This window comes from Pseudomonas sp. PDM18, from assembly GCF_014852585.1.
Classification (GTDB): domain Bacteria; phylum Pseudomonadota; class Gammaproteobacteria; order Pseudomonadales; family Pseudomonadaceae; genus Pseudomonas.
Genome location: NZ_JACVBX010000013.1, coordinates 196,801 through 215,058 on the forward strand (window position 1 = coordinate 196,801; position 18,258 = coordinate 215,058).

Consider the following 18,258-nt stretch of genomic DNA (forward strand, 5'->3'; position numbering starts at 1 on the left):
CGGCAAAGACCGTCAACAGAGCGGAAGGCGGCGTGGTGCCCTTTCGCGACAACAACAAGAACGGAGACCACAGATGCCCACCGCCCGGCCTTTGGCTGCACCGGCTTTTTCCAAGCCCAAATCCCGCTGTCTGACCCCCGCCCTGCTGGCTTTCGCCGGGGTCGCCCCGCTGTGCGAAGCTGCCGGCTTCCTCGACGACAGCAGCGCCACGCTCAGCACCCAGAACATCTACTTCAACCGTGATTTCCGCGACGGCGCCGGCCAGTCCAAGCGCGAAGAATGGGCGCAGGGTTTCATCCTCGACTTCCAGTCCGGCTACACCCCCGGCACCATCGGCGTCGGCCTGGATGCCATGGGCATGCTCGGTCTGAAGCTCGACTCCTCCCCGGACCGCACCGGCACCGGCCTGCTGCCGACCCACGATGACGGCCGCGCCGCCGACGAATACAGCAAGCTGGGTCTTACCGCCAAGTTCAAGGCCTCCGAGACGGAGCTGAAGATCGGCAGCCTGATCCCCGACCTGCCCACCCTGCAGCCCAACGACAGCCGCCTGATCCCGCAGACCTTCGAGGGCGGCCTGCTCAACTCCACCGACCTGCCGGGCCTGAACTTCACCGGCGGGCGCCTGGAGAAAGTGAAGGACCGCGACTCCACCGACTACACCGACCTGGCGCTGAACAACAAGAACCGCCGCTTCTCCGGTGGCAGCGCCGAGGGCAAGCACTACGACCTGGCCGGCGGCGACTACCAGTTCACCGACAACCTCACCGGCCGTTACCACTACGCGCAGCTGGACGAGGTCTACCGCCAGCACTTCGTAGGCCTGCTCGCCAGCTACCCGCTGGGCCCCGGAAAATTCAGCGCCGATGTGCGCCTGGCCATCAGCGATGACCAGGGCGAGGCGCGCGGCGGCGAGATCGACAACCGCGCCTTCAACGGCATGCTCGGCTACGCCCTTGGCGCCAACAAGTTCAGCCTCGGCTGGCAGCAGATGAGCGGCGACAGCGCCTTCCCCTACATCGACGGCAGCAACCCCTACCTCGTCAACTTCGTCCAGGTCGGCGACTTCGCCGAGACCGATGAGCGCTCCTGGCAGGTCCGCCACGACTACGACTTCGCCGGCCTCGGCATCCCCGGCCTGACCCTGATGAATCGCTACATCAGCGGTGACAATGCCAAAATCAACGGCATGGACGGTCACGGCAAGGAATGGGAGCGCAACACCGACATCAAGTACGTGATCCAGAGCGGCCCGCTCAAGGACGTCGCGGTGCGCGTGCGTAACGCCACCTACCGTTCCAGCTTCGCGCGGGACGCCGACGAGACGCGTATCTACCTCAGCTACTCCCTGGCGACCTGGTAAACCGACAACAACAAGAGAGGCATCGCACCATGACCACCGTCCTGCGCAACCTGACCCTCGCCGGCGCCACCCTGCTCGCCGCCAGCCAACTGATGGCCGAGCCCAAGCGCCCGGAATGCATCGCCCCGGCATCCCCCGGCGGCGGCTTCGACCTCACCTGCAAGCTGGCGCAGAGCGCCCTGGTGGACGAGAAACTGCTGACCAAGCCGATGCGCGTCACCTACATGCCCGGCGGCGTCGGCGCCGTGGCCTACAACGCGGTGGTCGCCCAGCGTCCGGCCGACGGCAACACCATCACCGCCTTCTCCAGTGGCTCGCTGCTGAACCTGGCCCAGGGCAAGTTCGGCCGCTTCGACGAGAACGCCGTGAAGTGGCTGGCCGCCGTGGGCACAAGCTACGGCGCCATCGCGGTGCCCAGCGACTCGCCGTACAAGAACCTCGGCGACCTGGTGGCCGCGCTCAAGGCCGACCCGGGCAAGGTGGTGATCGGCTCCGGCGGCACCGTCGGCAGCCAGGACTGGATGCAGACCGCGCTGATCGCCAAGGCCGCCGGCATCGACCCGAAGCAGCTGCGCTACGTCGCCCTGGAAGGCGGCGGCGAGATCGCCACGGCGCTGCTGGGCGGGCACATCCAGGTGGGCAGCACGGACATCTCCGACTCCATGCCACACATCCGCGCGGGCAAGATGCGCATCCTCGCGGTGTTCTCCGAGGAGCGCCTGAAGGATGAAGGCATGGCCGACATCCCGACCGCCAAGGAGCAGGGCTTCGACATCGTCTGGCCAGTGGTGCGCGGCTTCTACGTCGGGCCGAAGGTGAGCGAAGAGGACTACCAGTTCTGGAAGGCCTCCTTCGACAAGCTGCTGGCCTCGGAAGACTTCGCCAGGCTGCGCGACCAGCGCGAGCTGTTCCCCTTCGCCATGACCGGCCCGGAACTGGACGCCTATGTGAAGCAGCAGGTCGCCCAGTACAAGCAGCTGGCCCGCGAGTTCGGCCTCATCCAGTAACGCCCCGAGCGGCGCCGCCTTCCACGAAGGCGGCGCCAGGAGACTCCCCATGTCCCGTACCAGCCTCTTCCAGCGGCTGTTCGCCGGCGCCTGGCTGTTCGCCTGCGTCGCCTTCGCCCTGATCGCCTGGCAGCTCCAGGCGCCCTTCTCCTACGAACCGGTCGGCCCGCGCGCCTACCCACTGCTCTGCCTGGGCCTGATGGCTGTGGGCCTGGCCTGGCTGATCGCCCGTCCCACGCCGATCAAGCGCGAGGACGACGAGCCGGCGCTGGAAGGCGCGCTGCTGGGCAAGGTGGTGCTCTGCGTCGTGCTGCTGGCGGTGTATGCCGGCCTGTTCGAGCCGCTGGGCTTCATCCCGGCGAGCGCGATGATCGGCACCTTCATCGCGCTGATCTACGGCGGCCGCCCGGTGGCCAGCGTGGTCACCGCGACGCTGCTCGCCATCGGCCTCTACGTGCTGTTCGACCGCACTTTGGACGTCCCGCTGCCGCTGGGCATCCTCGACCCCCTGCTCTGAGGAACTCGTCATGGAAACTTTGAGCTATCTCGGACAGGGCTTTGGTGTCGCCCTGAGCCCGTACAACCTCATCACCGCGCTGATCGGCACCCTGATCGGCACCGTCGTCGGCCTGCTGCCGGGCCTGGGCCCGATCAACGGCGTAGCCCTGCTGATCCCGGTCGCCTTCGCCCTTGGCCTGCCGCCGGAGTCGGCGCTGATCCTGCTGGCCGCCGTGTACCTGGGCTGCGAATACGGCGGGCGGATTTCCTCGATCCTGCTGAACATCCCCGGCGAAGCCTCCACCGTGATGACCACCCTCGACGGCTACCCCATGGCACGCAACGGCCTGGCTGGCGTGGCCCTGTCGCTGTCGGCCTGGAGCTCGTTCATCGGCGCCTTCATCGCCACCTGCGGCATGGTGCTGTTCGCCCCGCTGCTGGCGAAATGGGCCATCGCCTTCGGCCCCGCGGAATACTTCGTACTGATGGTCTTCGCCATCGTCGCCCTCGGCGGGCTGGCCGGCGACCGGCCGCTGAAGACCCTGCTGGCGGCGTTGCTCGGGCTGTTCCTGTCCAGCGTCGGGATCGACGCCAACAGCGGCGTGTACCGCTTCACCTTCGACAACATCCACGTCTCCGACGGCATCCAGTTCGTCGTGCTGGTGCTGGGCCTGTTCTCGGTGAGCGAGATCCTCCTGCTGCTGGAGAAGACCCACCACGGCCACAAGATGGTCGAGGCCAGCGGGCGCATGCTGTTCAACATGAAGGAAGCCGCCTCGGTGGCCGTGGTCAACGTCCGCTGCGGGCTGCTCGGCTTCATCATGGGCGTGCTGCCCGGCGCCGGTGCGACCCTGGCCAGCGCCGTGGCCTACATGACCGAGAAGAAACTGGCCGGTGACACCGGCAAGTTCGGCAAGGGCGACCTGCGCGGCCTGGCTGCCCCGGAAACCGCCATCGGCGCCTCCGCCTGCGGCGCCCTGGTGCCGATGCTGACCCTCGGCGTCCCCGGCTCGGGCACCACCGCGGTCATGATCGGCGCGCTCAGCCTGTACAACATCACCCCCGGCCCGCTGCTGTTCCAGGAACAACCGAACATCGTCTGGGGCCTGATCGCCTCGCTGTTCATCGCCAACGTCATGCTGATCATCCTCAACGTGCCGATGGTGCGGGTGTTCACCCGCATCCTCTCGGTGCCGAACTGGGCGCTGGTGCCGGGCATCGCGATCATCACCGCCATCGGTGTGTACGCCGTGCACGCCACCACCTTCGACCTGTTCCTGATGGTCGCCATTGGCATCCTCGGCTACATCCTGCGCAAGCTGGACTTCCCGCTGTCGCCGCTGCTGCTGGGCTTCATCCTCGGCGGGCTAATGGAGCAGAACCTGCGCCGCGCACTGTCCATCTCCAACGGCGAACTGGGCATCCTCTGGTCCAGCCCCATCGCCATCGGCACCTGGGCGCTGGTCGCGCTGATGCTCGGCCTGCCGCTGTACCGCGCTTGGCGCAAGCGCGCCCGTCGTTCCCGCGAGGCGGTAGCTGACGCCGCTTAAAGCAACCACGCTCGCCGCGTCGAGACACGCGGCGATTTTCAAGGCCCGCCTTTGTGCGGGCCTCTTTTTTTGTGGGGGATCAAGACTTGTGGGAAACGCGCAGCGAAACCGTCCAGTTTTTGCCGCTGACTGGCTTGGCACAGACGACTTCGACGACCTTGCGCCTGAGCTCGCGCCCGTCCGGTGCGAACAGGCGAATCTCACCCCAGCGGGTGTCCAGCGGCACGGAGCAGCGGGCGACGATTGTCTTGAGATTGGGCTCGGCGACGGTCCAACCAGCGTTGCTGCGGGCGTTCTCGGCGGCCACGAAAGCGCGGGCCGCCTGATCGATCTCGTAAAGGCCGTGAATGGCGTCGTTGGAACGCCACTCATCGAGAGAAGAACCGGCCGCGAGGCAGCTAGCACCGAGCATCAAGCCCGGCAGGTTCGCCAGCCACGCACGCCGGATCATCGGCATTACACCGGCGGCAGCGACCAATCGATAGGCGTCAAGCCGTGCTGTTCGAGGAACTTGTTGGTGCGGCTGAAGTGGCCGTTGCCGAGGAAGCCGCGATAGGCGGAGAGCGGCGACGGGTGCGCGGACTTGAGCACTAGGTGCTTCTGTGCGTCGATCAGTTTCTGTTTGCTTTGCGCGTGGGAGCCCCAGAGCAGGAACACCAGGTTCTCGCAGCGCTGGCTGACCACTTCGATCACCTTGTCGGTGAACGGGCCCCAGCCCGCCTGGGCGTGGGAGCCGGCGCGGGCCTGTTCGACGGTGAGCGAGGTGTTGAGCAGGAGCACGCCCTGCTCGGCCCAGTGCTGCAGGTAGCCATGATTGGGGATCGGCAGGTTGAGGTCGCGTTGCAGCTCTTTATAGATGTTCTGCAGCGACGGCGGCGTCGGCACGCCCGGCTGCACCGAGAAGCACAGGCCATGGGCCTGGCCGGGGCCGTGGTACGGGTCCTGGCCGATGATGACGACCTTGATGCGCTCCAGCGGCGTGGTGTTCAGCGCGTTGAAGATTAGCGGACCGGGCGGGAAGATCACCTTGCCGGCGGCCTTCTCCGCGCGCAGGAACTCGCCCAGCTGCTTCATGTAGGGTTTTTCGAACTCCTCATGGAGGGCTTCTTTCCAGCTGGGTTCCAGCTTGATCCGGTCGTCGTTGGTCATGGTGCGTCTGCCTGGTGAAACGAACCGGCACGCTAAGCAAGCGACCCGGCCAAGTCAAGGCGACTTGTGCCGCACCGCCCAGGAGCCCGGCAGACGCGGCGCGCCGCTGCCCAGGCCGGCAAGAATCCATACCGCGACGGCAACCGTCAGGCCCAGGTGAAACAGTTCGCAGCGCGGTACGCCAGCCAGTTCGCCACGGGTGCCGATCAGCAGGCCGCTACCGATGAACAGCAGCGCGCCAAGCAGCGCCAGCGCATAGCGCCGCGAGCGACCAGGCCAGGCGATGACCAGCAAGGCAATCAGGTTGCTCACCAATGAAAGCTGCGCCAGAAGCACCAGCAGCACGCCGATCACCAGCACCACTACTTGCCGGCCGGGGCCGCCGGACAGACGCCCGAGCGCGATCAACGGCAGGCCTACGGCGCCGGACAGCACGCTCGCCAAATGATGCGCCTCAGTCAATGCACCGACGACGCCATACTCCAGCGCCCCCAGCAGCGCCGCGATGCCCATGGACAGGAACCCCAGCGCGCGCCAGCCCATCTGCTCACGCAGGACGAGCCAGGCGGCGACAGCGCAGGCCAGGGTCAGCAGCAGTTCAGCGATCACGGGCAGCATCGGGCGGGTCCTTCTCCGGGTAGTCGGCAAAGACTAGCGAGCCACGTCATGGCGCGCACGGTAGGGGACGCCAGCACAGGCGACGCCGCGCGCCACTCTCAGGTGCCGGACAGGTGCTCGTCTTCGACCCGGTACTTCACCCGCACGCGATTGCGATAAAGGCATTCGCTCTTCAGCAACGTCCCTTGCTGGCCTTTTTCCCGAATATCACGCCAGATTTCATTTTCCCGGACGACGCCCTCGCCGGCTTTCACGAAACGATGGTTGCGCTGGTAGACGTGATAGCGGAAGGGACGCTCGGCGCTGCACAGCAGCACGCCTTCGAGTTGATGTTCCGCCACCCGCAGGTCGAGCTGGAAGGTCTGCTGCGTCGGGTTGTACAGCACCAGATCGATGAAGTTGTAGAAAATCGCCGCCCCCGAACCGAACGGCAGAACCCGGCCCTCGTCGGGGAAGGGATCGAAGCTGTGATTGGCGCGTTCCACGACCTTCAATGGCGAGTGCAAAGCCATCCAGTGGATCAGGTTGCTCAGCTGGCAGATGCCGCCGCCAATCCCCTGTCTCGCCTCGCCGAAGGACAACTCCATGCCTTCCACGAAACCTCGGCTGGCACTGGGGCGACCCAGCAGGCGGCAGAAGGAAAAGTACTCGCCAGGGCCGATCTGCACACCACTCATGCAGTCGACGGCCAAGCGCAGGTTGATCACCTTGTTGTGCTGCAACGCCAGGTCACTGGAGCCCAGTTTCCGGATCAGCCTGGAGGTATGTTTGATGTAGCGAAACGGCAAGCGTGCTTCGCACTGCCGACTCGCATAGGGGGTTTTCGACAGATACCAGCGGCAGGTGCGGAACACGCGGCGCTGCCAGACTCTCAGGGCGTATAGCCAGGGATGGTAGAGAGAAAGGGGTTTGCGCATTGCCGTTGTGCTCCCTGCAGATCAATGCAAATGCCGATTCTATCCCTGATGCAGCGCCCGGTAGTGACTGGGCGCCATGCCCACCACGCTCTTGAACAACCGCGAGAAGTAGTACGGATCGGCATAGCCCAGTTGCTCGGCAACCTGGCGCACTTCCAGGTTGCCCTGGTCGAGCAGCCGGCAGGCGTGGGTCATCTTCAGCCGGATGAAATCCTGGATCGGCGCCTGGCCGGTCAGCGCGCGGTAGGTCTTGGCGAAGTGGAAGCGTGACAGGCGGAACTGCGCCGCCAGCTCGTCGAGGTTCAGCGCATCGTGCAGATGCTCGCGCATCATCGCCTGCACCGCCTCCACGTCCAGCACCCGCCCGGACTTCAGCCGCGCCCGCGCCGGGCGCAGGGCCAGCGAGGTCAGCAGGCTCTGCAGAAGGTGCGCCGCGTGGATGAAGTGCGGCAGGCTCAGGCCCTGACGGCGCAGCGCCAGGAGCGCATCGAACTCGCCGAGGATGCGCGGCTGCACGCCCACCCGCAGGCGTGGCGACTTGCCCAGCGGACGCAGGAAGTCCTCGGCCAGACGGCCTTCCAGGTGCACCCAGAAGATTGACCAGGGTTGCTGAAGGTCGGCCCCGTAGGCATGGGCGCGGCCCTTGGGCAGCACCAGCAGATCACCACCGGCGACCTCGAATCGTCCATCCGCCGTTTCCAGCCAGCCGAGCCCTGCGCTGCAGTAGATCAGCAGGTGATCGTCCGGGTCTTCCCGCTCCATGCGGTGCCCGACCGCGGCCGGGTAATAGCCCAGGGCCAAGGGATAGCAGGCCTGGCCAAGCGGGTGGCGGTCCAGCGCGCGACGCAGGCGCGGCGGCGTGATGAAGCGCACGCCCTGCTGCGGCAGCGGCCAGGTGGAGATCAGTGGGCGGGACATGGGCGGTAATCCGGCATCGGCAATACCAAGATCGTCCATCCCCAGCACAAGATCGTCAATCCACAGTCGAGGGCGCAACGCGCTATAACCGGAGGACTGTTTACTCGGGAGGCTCTTCAACCAGGAGCTTCTTTGCCGACGAGCGCGCGCCACGAGCGCCAAGCTGTAGCCAACAAGAACAAACAGAGGTAGCTGCATGCATTTCGATCTATCCGAAGAACAACGCCTGCTGGTGGATAGCGCCCGCGCCTTCGCCAGCCGCGAACTGGCGCCCCATGCCGCCGACTGGGACCGCCAGCACCACTTCCCGGTGGAGGTGATCCGCCGTGCCGCCGAGCAGGGCTACCTGGGCCTGTACATCGCCGAGGAAGACGGCGGCCTGGGTCTGTCGCGCCTTTCCGCCTCGCTGATCTTCGAGCAGTTGGCCGCCGGCTGTGTCGCCACCACCGCCTACATGACCATCCACAACATGGCCAGCTGGATGCTCGCCAGCTTCGGCGACGCCGCGCTCAAGGAGCAGTGGCTGCCCGGGCTGATCGGCGGCGAACTGCTGGCTTCCTACTGCCTCACCGAGCCGGACGCCGGCTCCGACGCCGCACGTCTGCGTACCCGCGCCAAGCGCGACGGTGACGACTATGTGCTGGATGGCGCCAAGACTTTCATTTCCGGCGCCGGCTCCACCGACGTGCTGATCGTCATGGCGCGCACCGGCGAGGAAGGCGCCAAGGGCATTTCCTGCTTCCTGGTGCCGGCCAACGCCGAAGGCATCCGCTACGGCCGCAACGAGGACAAGATGGGCTGGAAGGCGCAGCCGACCCGCACCATCACCTTCGAAGGCGTGCGCATCCCCGCCGGCAACCGCATCGGCCCGGAGGGCCAGGGCTTCGTCTACGCCATGAAGGGCCTGGACGGTGGCCGCCTGAACATCGCCAGTTGCTCCCTCGGCGCGGCCCAGGCGGCGCTGGAGCAGTCGCTGCGCTACGTCGAGGAGCGCAAGCAGTTCGGCAAGGCGCTGGCCGAGTTCCAGGCCCTGCAGTTCAAGCTCGCCGACATGCTCACCGACCTCACCGCCAGCCGGCAGATGGTGCGCCTGGCCGCGCACAAGCTGGACCACAAGGACGGCGAGGCGACCCTGTATTGCGCCATGGCCAAGCGTTTCGCCACCGACCGCTGCTTCGCCCTGTGCAACGAGGCGCTGCAGCTGCACGGCGGCTACGGCTACCTCAACGACTACCCGCTGGAGCGCTGGGTGCGCGACAGCCGCGTGCACCAGATCCTCGAGGGCACCAACGAGATCATGCGGGTGATCGTCGCCCGGCGCCTGCTGGAACAGGGCGGAATGCTGGACCGCCTGCTCTGACCCGGCCGCAACGAATCACTGGAAAAACCGCCCGCCCGCACAGGCGCAATCGAACAGATCGGACATGGACTCGCCCTGCCGCGCATGCCTAGAGTCCATGCCCATACGCCCGCCGCCGGCGGCACCGACAAGGAGATGCCCATGAGCAACGCCCTCGAGCCCTACAAGCCCGGAGTCTTCGATCTGACCCACAAGCTGACCGTGGAAAAACACGGCCACACCGCGCTGATCACCATCAACCATCCGCCGGCCAACACCTGGGACCGCGACTCGCTGATCGGCCTGCGCCAGGTGATCGAGCACCTGAACCGCGACGACGACATCTACGCCCTGGTGGTGACCGGCCAGGGTCCGAAATTCTTCTCCGCCGGAGCCGACCTGAATATGTTTGCCGACGGCGACAAGGCCCGCGCCCGCGAGATGGCCCGCCGCTTCGGCGAAGCCTTCGAGACGCTGCGCGACTTCCGTGGCGTGTCCATCGCCGCGATCAACGGCTACGCCATGGGCGGCGGCCTGGAATGCGCCCTGGCCTGTGACATCCGCATCGCCGAGCGCCAGGCGCAGATGGCCCTGCCCGAAGCCACCGTGGGCCTGCTGCCCTGCGCCGGCGGCACCCAGGCGCTGCCGTGGCTGGTCGGCGAAGGCTGGGCCAAGCGCATGATCCTCTGCGGCGAGCGCATCGATGCCGATACCGCGCTACGCATCGGTCTCATCGAGCAGGTCGTCGATACCGGCGAAGCCCGCGGCACCGCCCTGCTGCTGGCGGCCAAGGTCGCGCGGCAGAGCCCGGTGGCGGTGCGCACCATCAAGCCGCTGATCCAGGGCGCCCGCGAGCGCGGCCCGACCACCTGGCTGCCGGAGGAGCGCGAGCGCTTCGTCGACCTGTTCGACGCCGACGACACCCGCGAGGGCGTGAACGCCTTCCTGGAAAAACGCGACCCGCACTGGCGCAACCAATAAGGCCCTGACCATGAATGTGATGTTCGAAGAACGCCCCGGCCTGCACGGCTTCCGCATCGGCGTGGTGACGCTGGACGCGGAGAAGAGCCTGAATGCCCTGAGCCTGCCGATGATCGAGGCGATGAACCATCAACTGCGCGTCTGGCAGGACGACGCGCAGATCGCCTGTGTGGTGCTGCGCGGCAACGGCGGCAAGGCCTTCTGCGCCGGTGGCGACGTGCGCAAGCTGGTCGATGCCTGCCGCGAGAAGCCCGGCGAGGTGCCGGAACTGGCGCGCCGCTTCTTTGCCGACGAGTACCGCCTCGACTACCTCATCCACACCTATTCCAAACCGCTGATCTGCTGGGCCCACGGCTACGTGATGGGTGGCGGCATGGGCCTGATGCAGGGCGCCGGCGTGCGCATCGTCACCCCGAGCAGCCGCCTGGCCATGCCGGAAGTGAACATCGGCCTGTACCCGGATGTCGGCGCCAGCTGGTTCCTCGCCCGCCTGCCCGGCCGCCTCGGCCTGTTCCTCGGGCTGACCGCGACGCAGATGAATGCCCGCGACGCGCTGGACCTGGACCTCGCCGACCGCTTCCTGCTCGACACCCAGCAGGACGACCTGATCGAAGGCCTGGTGCAGCTGAACTGGCGCGAACAGGCCGACGTACAACTGCACAGCCTGCTCCAGGCACTGGAGCACGAAGCCCGCGGCGAGATGCCCGACGCCCAGCTGCTGCCGCGCCGCGCGCGCCTGGATGCGGTGCTCGACAGCGCCAATATCGCCGAAGCCTGGAACGCGCTGACCGCGCTGGTCAACGACGAGGACGCACTGATCGCTCGCGGGGCCAAGACCCTCGCCTCCGGCTGCCCGCTGACCGCTCGTCTGGTCTGGGAACAGATTCGCCGCGCGCGCCATCTGTCGACTGCCGAGGTGTTCCGCATGGAGTACGCGATGAGCCTGAACTGCTGCCGCCACCCGGAATTCCCGGAGGGCGTGCGGGCCCGGCTGATCGACAAGGACAACACCCCGCACTGGCACTGGCCGGATATCGCTGCCATACCTGATGCTGTGGTGAATGCGCACTTCGACGCGACCTGGGAGGGCGAGCATCCGCTGGCGGATCTGTAAGGTGCCCTCCCTGTAGGAGCGAGCTCGCTCGCGAACAGCTTCGCTGCGGGCCCAGTTCGCGAGCGAGCTCGCTCCTACGAAGAGCCAAAGCGCTGGAGTGCCTGTCGTCGTTGAACAGGAGGAAACCAGCATGCAAACCATCGCCTTCATCGGCCTCGGCCACATGGGCGCTCCCATGGCCGCCAACCTGATCAAGGCCGGCTACCTGCTGCGCGTGTTCGACCTGGTGCAGAGCGCCATCGACGGGCTGATCGTCCAGGGCGCCAGTGCCGCGCGCAGCGCTCATGACGCAGTGGACGGCGCCGACGTGGTAGTCACCATGCTGCCGGCGAGCCAGCACGTCGAGGGGCTCTACCTCGGCAACGAAGGCCTGCTCGCGCACATCGCCCCCGGCACCCTGGTGCTGGAGTGTTCCACCATCGCCCCAGCCTCGGCGCGCAAGGTTCACCAGGCCGCCGCCGAACGCAAGATTCCCATGCTCGACGCCCCGGTCTCCGGCGGCACCGGCGGCGCCATCGCCGGCACCCTGACCTTCATGGTCGGCGGTGACGCCGAGGTGCTCGAACGCGCGCGCCCGGTGTTCTCAGCCATGGGCCGCAATATCTTCCACGCTGGCGGCGACGGCGCCGGGCAGGTCGCCAAGGTATGCAACAACCAACTGCTCGCCGTGCTGATGATCGGCACCGCCGAATCCCTCGCCCTGGGCGCTGCCAATGGCCTGGACCCGGTAGTGCTGTCGGAGATCATGCGCCGCAGTTCTGGCGGCAACTGGGCGCTGGAGGTGTACAACCCGTGGCCCGGCGTGATGGAAAACGCTCCCGCCTCGCGCGGCTACACCGGCGGTTTCATGGCCGCGCTGATGACCAAGGACCTGGGTCTGGCGCAGGAGACCGCACAGGTCAGTGGCAACAGCACGCCCATGGGCAGCCTGGCGCTGGCGATGTACCGGTTGCTGGTGAAACAGGGCCATGGTGAGCAGGACTTCTCGGTGGTACAGAAACTCTTCGATAACTGAGCCCATTGTGAAGCCACGCTTATGAGTGCATGGCGTTGGCGTGGCTTTATCCTCAGGAGTCCTGGACCGAAGATGAATCACCTGCCACCCGTGCCCACTGGCGCGGCACTCCCTCCCACGAAAAGGTGATTCCATGAAACTTGCCCTGATCGGCGCCACCGGCCACGTCGGCCATTACTTCCTCGAAGAAGCACTGCGTCGCGGCCACCAGGTGACCGCGCTGGTACGCGACCCGGCGAAACTGCCAGCGCGGGATAACCTCAAGGTGGTCCAGGCCGACGTCTATGATCCGGCCCAGGTCGCCCGTGCCGTGGCAGGCCAGGAGGTCGTGATCAGCGCGTTCAACGCCGGCTGGGGCAACCCGGATATCCGCGAGGCCCACGCCAGCGGCAGCCGCGCCATCCTCGACGGCGTGAAGGCTTCCGGCGTGAAGCGCCTGCTGGTGCTCGGCGGCGCCGGCAGCCTGGAGATCGCCCCCGGCCAACGCCTGGTGGATAGCCCGGAATTCCCCGAACAGTGGAAGCAGGGCGCACTAGGCGCCGCCGATGCACTGGACCAGCTGCGCGCCGAGAAGGAACTGGACTGGGCCTTCCTCAGCCCGGCGATGCTGCTCGACGGCGAGATCCGCACCGGCAGCTTCCGCATTGGCGGCGACCAGGTACTGTTCGACGGCAATGGCGAGAGCCGCATTTCCCTGCCGGACCTGGCGGTGGCGATGGTCGACGAGGCCGAGCAAGCCAACCATCACCAGCAGCGGTTTACCGTGGCTTATTGATCGTCGCAGCCGACCTGCACAAACGAAACGGGCCACCCAAGGGTGGCCCGTTTCACTGGGTACCGCGCGGCAATCAACGCTCGCGCAGCGCCTCCGCCTTGGCCCGCAGGATGGGCTTGAGCAGGTAGCTGAGGATGCTCTTCTTGCCGGTCATGATGTCCACGGTGGCGATCATGCCGGGGATGATCAGCAAGGGCTTGTCGTCGGTGCCCAGGTGGCTTTTGCGGGTGCGCAGCTTGATCAGGTAGAAGCTGTTGCCGTCATCGTCGGTGACGGTGTCGGCGCCGATCTGCTCCAGGTCCGCCTGCAGGCCGCCGTAGATGGTGTAGTCGTAGGCAGTGAACTTGACCATGGCGTGCTGACCGGGACGCAGGAAGGCAATGTCCTGCGGACGGATGCGCGCTTCCACCAGCAGGGTGTCGTCCAGCGGGACGATCTCGATCAGGTCGCTGCCCGGCTGGATCACGCCACCGATGGTGTTCACCAGCAACTGCTTGACGATGCCGCGCACCGGCGAGGTCACCAGGGTGCGGCTGACGCGGTCTTCCAGCGCCTTGCCGGTGGCCGTGGCCTTGCTCAGTTCAGTGCGGGCTTCGTTGAGTTCCTTCAGCGCGTCGCTGCGGAAGCGCGACTGGGTCTCGGCGACCTTGCGCTCGACTTCCTTCACGGCCGCTTCGGCACGCGGGATCGCGAGTGTCGTGGCATCGAGCTGGCCACGGTTCTCCACTTCACCGCGCTTCAGGCGCAGCAGCTCCACCTGGGACATCGCGCCCTGGGCCACCAGCGGCGCGGACATGGCGATTTCCTCGCGCAGCAGGTTCAGGCTGTTGCGGTACTGCGCCTGCTTGGAGATGAACTCGCGCAATTCCTGTTGCTTCTGCACCAGCTGCTGTTGCAGGCCGTCGGTTTCATCCTTGAGCTGCTGCTGGCGGCTGTGGAACAGCGCTTCTTCGCTACTGGCCTGGCCTGGCGCCTTGGCACGCACGTCATCGGGGATGTTCAGCGGGCGGTCTTCTACCTCGGCGGAGAGGCGCTCCACCCGCAGGAACATCGCCAGGCGGTCGGCCTCGGTCTCGCCGACGTTGGACTGGAAGCGCGTTGGGTCCAGGCGCATCAGTTGCTCGCCGGCCTGCACCACCTGCCCTTCGTGGACGAAAATCTGCGAGACGATGCCGCCTTCCAGGTTCTGGATCTTCTGCACCTTGGACGAGGGGATCGCCTTGCCTTCGCCACGGGTGACCTCGTCGATCTGCGCGAAGTGCGCCCACAGCAGCAGGAAGGCCACGAAGCCGATGAGAATCCAGATGGTCAGGCGCACCACGCGCGGCGCGTCTTCGATCAGCGCCTTGCTGACCTCCGGAAGCGGTTGGCCGGAGAGGTTGTCGCCGCCCTTGAAATAGCCACGGACAGAGTGGCGGATATTGCCCAGAGGATTAAGCGACACTGATCTGCCCCTTCTTCAGTGCATCCATGACCACGTCCTTCGGACCGTCGGCGATGATGCGGCCCTTGTCGATGATCACCAGGCGGTCCACCAGGCTGAGCATGGAGGCGCGGTGGGTGACCAGCAGCAGCGTCTTTTCGCCCATGATCGCTTGCAGGCGCTGTTTCAGGCGTTCTTCGCCGGCGTTGTCCATGGCGCTGGTCGGCTCGTCCAGCAGCAGGATCGGCGGGTCGAGCAACAGTGCGCGGGCCAGGGCGACGTTCTGCCGCTGGCCGCCGGAAAGGTTGTGGCCGCGCTCACCGACCTGCAGTTCGTAGCCCTGCGGGTGCAGGCGGACGAATTCGTTCACGCCGGTCAGCTCGGCCACTTCCAGTACGCGCTCGTCATCGATGTAGCGCGCGCCGCTGACCAGGTTGTCGCGCAGGGTGCCGCTGAACAGGCTGATGTCCTGCGGCACGTAGCCGATGTTGTGGCGCAGTTCGCTGATATCCAGCTGGCGCACGTCGGCGCCGTCCACCAGCAGGTTGCCGTTCTCGGGCTGGTGCAGGCCGACGATCAGCTTGGCCAGCGAACTCTTGCCCGAGCCGCTGCGGCCGATGATGCCGATCTTCTCGCCGGCGCGGATCTGCAGATTGATGCCATGCAGCGCCGCCACCTGCTGGTTCGGGTAGGCGAAGTCGAGGCCGCGCATCTCGATGCCGCCGCGCAGTTGCGAGCGGGTCAGCGGACGTTCGTCGGCGTTGCGCTCCTGCGGCAGCTCCATCATCTGGTTGGTGGTGGCCATGGACAGGCGCGCCTGCTGGTAGCGCTGGATCAGCCCGGAGAGCTGGGTCAGCGGGCCAAGGGCGCGGCCGTTGAGCATGTAGCAGGCGATCAGGCCGCCCATGGACAGGTCGCCGGCGATGATCAGGTAGACGCCGCCGATGATCATGACGACCCCGGCCAGCGCCTGGATCAGCACGGTGATGTTCATCGCCAGGGTCGACAGCAGCTTGACCCGCAGCTCCAGGCGGCTGAGGGTGCCGATGGTCTGCTCCCAGAGGTACTGGCGCTCGCTTTCGGCGTTGTTGACCTTCACCGCGTCGAGGCTGGCGAGGGTCTCGATCAGGCTCGACTGGCGCTCGGCGGCCAGCGCCATGGTGCGATTCATGGTCTCCACCAGCGGCTTCTGCAGCAGCCAGCCAAGACCTGCGGCCAGCGGGAAGGCGATCAGCGGGACGAACACCAGCGGCCCGCCGATGATGCCGATCACCAGCAGGATCAGCAGGGTGAACGGCATGTCGATCAGGGTGGTGAGCGTGAGCGAGTTGAGGAAGTCGCGCAGCGTCTGGAATTCGTGGATGTTCTGGGCGAACGAGCCGACCCGTGCCGGGCGGTACTTCATGCTCATGCCGACGATGCGCTCGAACAGCGTCGCCGAGATGATCAGGTCGGTCTTCTTGCCGGCCAGGTCCAGGCACAGGCCGCGCATGGTTTTCAGCAGCAGGTCGAACAGGTAGGCGCCGCTGATGCCGATGGCCAGCACCCAGAGGGTGGCGGCGGCCTGGTTGGGCACTACGCGGTCGTAGACGTTCATCACGAACAGCGGCGCGGCCAGGGCGATCAGGTTGATCAGCAGGCTCGCGGCCACGGCATCGACATAGAGCCAGCGCGAGCGCTTGAGGGTGTCACGGAACCAGCTCTTGGCGCGCGGAATCAGCTCGCCGTGCTGCAGGTCGAACTTGTGCTGCGGCTGGGCGAAGAAGGCCTGGCCGGCGTAGTCCTCGCTAAGGAGTTCGCGGGTGACGCGCACTTCACCGCCGTCGCTCTCGGACAGCAGCAGGCGCGCATCGCCATTGCTCTCCCACCCCAGCAGCACCGCGCAGCGCCCTTCGCGCAGCAACAGCATGGCGGGCATCGCCAGCGCGGGAATCTGCTCCAGCTTGCGCTGCAGCAGGCGCCCCTGCAGGCCGGCGCGAGCCGCCGCACGGGGCAGCAACTCGGCGGAGAGACGCTGGCCGGGCAGCGGCAGGCCGCTGGTGAGCATGGCGCGGCTGGCCGGCTTCTGGTGCAGCTGACAGAGCGTCAGCAGGCTGTCCAGCAGCGGGTCATCCAGCAGACCGCGCGGATCGTGGCTTAGGGGTACTTCGCTGACTTCTTGATCCACGCGGGTGCTCTCTCGGGCAGGTTAGTTGAGGCCGGGCAGCTGGACTTTCGGCTTGATGTCTTCGGACGCCACCGCGGCCATCGGCGCGACCACGCCCTGGCTCTTGAGCAGCTCGCCCAGGGTGGCCTTGATGCGGTACTGGGTGAACAGCTCGGTGTACTTCAGGTCGACCAGGCGGCGCGAAGCGTTGAACAGCTCGTTCTCGCTGTCCAGCAGGTCGAGCAGGGTACGCTCGCCGATGGTGAACTGCTTCTGGTAGGCCTCGCGCACGCGGGTGCTGTAGTCCACGTACTGGCGGGCGATCGGCAGCTGGTCACGGGCGTTGTTCAGGGCGTTCCAGGACAATCCGAGTTCCTCGTTCAACTGGCGCAAGGCGTTGTTGCGGATATCCAGGGCCTGGTTCGCTTCATAGGACTTGGCTTCCAGTTCGGCCTTGTTGCTGCCACCGGCGAACAGGTTGTAGCGCATGCGCAGCATGGCCTGCCATTCGTTGTTGTGGCCTTCTTCGCCATCGAGGTTGTTATCGGCACCCTTGGAAAGTTCTGCATCGAATCTCGGATAGAAGGTCGATTTCGCAGCGTCGTACTGCTTCTCGGCGGCGGCGACGTCGGATTCCGCGGAGCGCAGGATCGGGCTGTTCTCGACCAGTTGGCGACGGGCAGCCTGCAGGTCTTCCGGCAGTTGGCCGACAAGACCGGTGGGCTCACTCAGTTCCACCGGGTCGCTACCCACCACGCTGTAGTAGTTGGTGCGGGCGTCGGCCAGGTTGGTCTTCTCGGTCATCAGGTTGTTCTGCGCCTGGGCCAGGCGGGCTTCGGCCTGGTCCTGGTCGGCGAGACGGCCAACGCCACGGGAGCTGCGCAGGCTGATCTGGTCGTAGACGCGCTGGTGATTCTTCAGGTTGTCCTCGGCCAGGCGAACCATCTCCTGGCGACGCAGCACGTCGGTGTAGACCTGGGCAACGTCCAGCGCGGTGCGCTCGGAGGTACCCAGCAGTGCGTAGGCGCGGGAGTTGACGTTGGCCTGCTGACGGCCGACTTCGCTGGAAGTGGCGAAGCCGTCGAACACCATCTGGCGCAGGGCGAGGTTGGACTCGCCGCGGTTCAGGGTCTTCCAGTGATCGCCTTCGCCACGGGTGGTGGTGTTGTCGGAGCCTTCGCGGCCGTAGCCAGCGGTCAGGTCGACGGACGGCAGGTAGCCCCCCTTGGCGGCGCGCAATTGCTTGTCCGCAGCGAGACGCGAGTTCACTCCGGCCTGGATTTCCGGGTGGTACTCCAGGGCCTTCTGCATGGCCTGGTTGAGGGTGTCGGCCTGCACCGGCAGAGCAACGGGAATGACGAAAGCCAGGGCGAAGGGCACGGCTTGAGCGAATCGCATGCGCATGAGGAAAACATCCTTATCAGTGAGATAGCCGCAGCGATTCG

At 66.3% G+C, this 18,258-nt stretch carries 17 protein-coding genes; 9 read left to right on the forward strand and 8 right to left on the reverse strand.

Annotated elements, in window-relative coordinates:
• Positions 1 to 73: 73 nt before the first annotated feature.
• The 4 genes from IB274_RS24150 to IB274_RS24165 are packed head-to-tail and all read left to right on the forward strand — an operon-like array spanning position 74 to position 4,418.
• A complete protein-coding gene (locus IB274_RS24150) occupies positions 74 to 1,363 on the forward strand; it encodes an OprD family porin (RefSeq protein WP_192435355.1) in 1,290 nt (429 codons plus the stop codon).
• A gap of 29 nt (positions 1,364 to 1,392) precedes the next feature.
• A complete protein-coding gene (locus IB274_RS24155; RefSeq protein ID WP_081517622.1) occupies positions 1,393 to 2,370 on the forward strand; it encodes a Bug family tripartite tricarboxylate transporter substrate binding protein in 978 nt (325 codons plus the stop codon).
• Positions 2,371 to 2,419: 49 nt separating this feature from the next.
• Positions 2,420 to 2,887: a tripartite tricarboxylate transporter TctB family protein gene (locus tag IB274_RS24160; RefSeq protein WP_192435357.1), complete on the forward strand. Its 468-nt coding sequence runs from the start codon at positions 2,420 to 2,422 to the stop codon at positions 2,885 to 2,887.
• 10 nt (positions 2,888 to 2,897) lie between these two features.
• The gene (locus IB274_RS24165) at positions 2,898 to 4,418 is read left to right on the forward strand and encodes a tripartite tricarboxylate transporter permease (protein ID WP_151189618.1); all 1,521 of its coding nucleotides are present in this window, start codon (positions 2,898 to 2,900) and stop codon (positions 4,416 to 4,418) included.
• Positions 4,419 to 4,497: 79 nt separating this feature from the next.
• Here the strand turns inward: IB274_RS24165 and IB274_RS24170 are convergent, their stop codons facing one another.
• The 5 genes from IB274_RS24170 to IB274_RS24190 form a co-directional block, all read right to left on the reverse strand.
• Positions 4,498 to 4,869 (reverse strand): hypothetical protein, encoded by a 372-nt coding sequence (locus IB274_RS24170; protein ID WP_192435359.1) that lies wholly within the window; start codon positions 4,867 to 4,869, stop codon positions 4,498 to 4,500.
• 5 nt (positions 4,870 to 4,874) lie between these two features.
• Positions 4,875 to 5,567 carry a uracil-DNA glycosylase gene (gene ung / locus IB274_RS24175; RefSeq protein ID WP_192435361.1) on the reverse strand — a complete coding sequence of 231 codons (693 nt, stop codon included), beginning with the start codon at positions 5,565 to 5,567 and terminating at the stop codon, positions 4,875 to 4,877.
• Positions 5,568 to 5,621: 54 nt separating this feature from the next.
• Entirely contained in the window at positions 5,622 to 6,185 is a 564-nt protein-coding gene (locus tag IB274_RS24180; RefSeq protein WP_192435363.1) for a hypothetical protein, read from the reverse strand.
• A gap of 98 nt (positions 6,186 to 6,283) precedes the next feature.
• Positions 6,284 to 7,102, reverse strand: coding sequence for a VanW family protein (locus IB274_RS24185; RefSeq protein WP_192435365.1), 819 nt, complete (start codon positions 7,100 to 7,102; stop codon positions 6,284 to 6,286).
• A 39-nt stretch (positions 7,103 to 7,141) separates the two neighbouring features.
• Complete coding sequence (locus IB274_RS24190; RefSeq protein WP_192435376.1) at positions 7,142 to 8,020, reverse strand: AraC family transcriptional regulator; 879 nt, start codon at positions 8,018 to 8,020, stop codon at positions 7,142 to 7,144.
• Positions 8,021 to 8,216: 196 nt separating this feature from the next.
• Here IB274_RS24190 and IB274_RS24195 point away from each other — a divergent pair, with 196 nt between their 5' ends.
• The 5 genes from IB274_RS24195 (at position 8,217) to IB274_RS24215 (ending at position 13,244) form a co-directional block, all read left to right on the forward strand.
• Positions 8,217 to 9,380, forward strand: coding sequence for an isobutyryl-CoA dehydrogenase (locus IB274_RS24195; protein ID WP_184587214.1), 1,164 nt, complete (start codon positions 8,217 to 8,219; stop codon positions 9,378 to 9,380).
• A gap of 141 nt (positions 9,381 to 9,521) precedes the next feature.
• Positions 9,522 to 10,340, forward strand: coding sequence for an enoyl-CoA hydratase (locus IB274_RS24200; RefSeq protein WP_192435385.1), 819 nt, complete (start codon positions 9,522 to 9,524; stop codon positions 10,338 to 10,340).
• Between the two features lie 10 nt (positions 10,341 to 10,350).
• Positions 10,351 to 11,454 carry an enoyl-CoA hydratase/isomerase family protein gene (locus tag IB274_RS24205; RefSeq protein WP_192435386.1) on the forward strand — a complete coding sequence of 368 codons (1,104 nt, stop codon included), beginning with the start codon at positions 10,351 to 10,353 and terminating at the stop codon, positions 11,452 to 11,454.
• Positions 11,455 to 11,584: 130 nt separating this feature from the next.
• Positions 11,585 to 12,469: a 3-hydroxyisobutyrate dehydrogenase gene (gene mmsB, locus IB274_RS24210; protein ID WP_192435388.1), complete on the forward strand. Its 885-nt coding sequence runs from the start codon at positions 11,585 to 11,587 to the stop codon at positions 12,467 to 12,469.
• Between the two features lie 133 nt (positions 12,470 to 12,602).
• Positions 12,603 to 13,244 carry an NAD(P)-dependent oxidoreductase gene (locus IB274_RS24215; protein WP_192435390.1) on the forward strand — a complete coding sequence of 214 codons (642 nt, stop codon included), beginning with the start codon at positions 12,603 to 12,605 and terminating at the stop codon, positions 13,242 to 13,244.
• A 73-nt stretch (positions 13,245 to 13,317) separates the two neighbouring features.
• Here the strand turns inward: IB274_RS24215 and IB274_RS24220 are convergent, their stop codons facing one another.
• From IB274_RS24220 to IB274_RS24230, 3 genes are read right to left on the reverse strand one after another with little or no spacing between them, the layout of a single operon-like run.
• Complete coding sequence (locus IB274_RS24220; RefSeq protein WP_192435392.1) at positions 13,318 to 14,688, reverse strand: HlyD family type I secretion periplasmic adaptor subunit; 1,371 nt, start codon at positions 14,686 to 14,688, stop codon at positions 13,318 to 13,320.
• A complete protein-coding gene (locus IB274_RS24225; RefSeq protein ID WP_192435394.1) occupies positions 14,678 to 16,834 on the reverse strand; it encodes a type I secretion system permease/ATPase in 2,157 nt (718 codons plus the stop codon). The genes IB274_RS24220 and IB274_RS24225 overlap by 11 nt, the downstream gene beginning before the upstream one ends.
• A 21-nt stretch (positions 16,835 to 16,855) precedes the next feature.
• Positions 16,856 to 18,217, reverse strand: a complete 1,362-nt coding sequence (locus IB274_RS24230) for a TolC family outer membrane protein (protein WP_192435396.1) — start codon at positions 18,215 to 18,217, stop codon at positions 16,856 to 16,858.
• Positions 18,218 to 18,258: the final 41 nt, after the last annotated feature.

Excerpts from the sequence above, each read along its gene's own strand:
- IB274_RS24150 (WP_192435355.1), top strand. The coding sequence starts at position 74 with ATGCCCACCGCCCGGCCTTTGGCTGCACCGGCTTTTTCCAAGCCCAAA.
- IB274_RS24155 (WP_081517622.1), top strand. The coding sequence starts at position 1,393 with ATGACCACCGTCCTGCGCAACCTGACCCTCGCCGGCGCCACCCTGCTC.
- IB274_RS24160 (WP_192435357.1), top strand. The coding sequence starts at position 2,420 with ATGTCCCGTACCAGCCTCTTCCAGCGGCTGTTCGCCGGCGCCTGGCTG.
- IB274_RS24165 (WP_151189618.1), top strand. The coding sequence starts at position 2,898 with ATGGAAACTTTGAGCTATCTCGGACAGGGCTTTGGTGTCGCCCTGAGC.
- IB274_RS24170 (WP_192435359.1), bottom strand. The coding sequence starts at position 4,869 with ATGATCCGGCGTGCGTGGCTGGCGAACCTGCCGGGCTTGATGCTCGGT.
- ung (WP_192435361.1), bottom strand. The coding sequence starts at position 5,567 with ATGACCAACGACGACCGGATCAAGCTGGAACCCAGCTGGAAAGAAGCC.
- IB274_RS24180 (WP_192435363.1), bottom strand. The coding sequence starts at position 6,185 with ATGCTGCCCGTGATCGCTGAACTGCTGCTGACCCTGGCCTGCGCTGTC.
- IB274_RS24185 (WP_192435365.1), bottom strand. The coding sequence starts at position 7,102 with ATGCGCAAACCCCTTTCTCTCTACCATCCCTGGCTATACGCCCTGAGA.
- IB274_RS24190 (WP_192435376.1), bottom strand. The coding sequence starts at position 8,020 with ATGTCCCGCCCACTGATCTCCACCTGGCCGCTGCCGCAGCAGGGCGTG.
- IB274_RS24195 (WP_184587214.1), top strand. The coding sequence starts at position 8,217 with ATGCATTTCGATCTATCCGAAGAACAACGCCTGCTGGTGGATAGCGCC.
- IB274_RS24200 (WP_192435385.1), top strand. The coding sequence starts at position 9,522 with ATGAGCAACGCCCTCGAGCCCTACAAGCCCGGAGTCTTCGATCTGACC.
- IB274_RS24205 (WP_192435386.1), top strand. The coding sequence starts at position 10,351 with ATGAATGTGATGTTCGAAGAACGCCCCGGCCTGCACGGCTTCCGCATC.
- mmsB (WP_192435388.1), top strand. The coding sequence starts at position 11,585 with ATGCAAACCATCGCCTTCATCGGCCTCGGCCACATGGGCGCTCCCATG.
- IB274_RS24215 (WP_192435390.1), top strand. The coding sequence starts at position 12,603 with ATGAAACTTGCCCTGATCGGCGCCACCGGCCACGTCGGCCATTACTTC.
- IB274_RS24230 (WP_192435396.1), bottom strand. The coding sequence starts at position 18,217 with ATGCGCATGCGATTCGCTCAAGCCGTGCCCTTCGCCCTGGCTTTCGTC.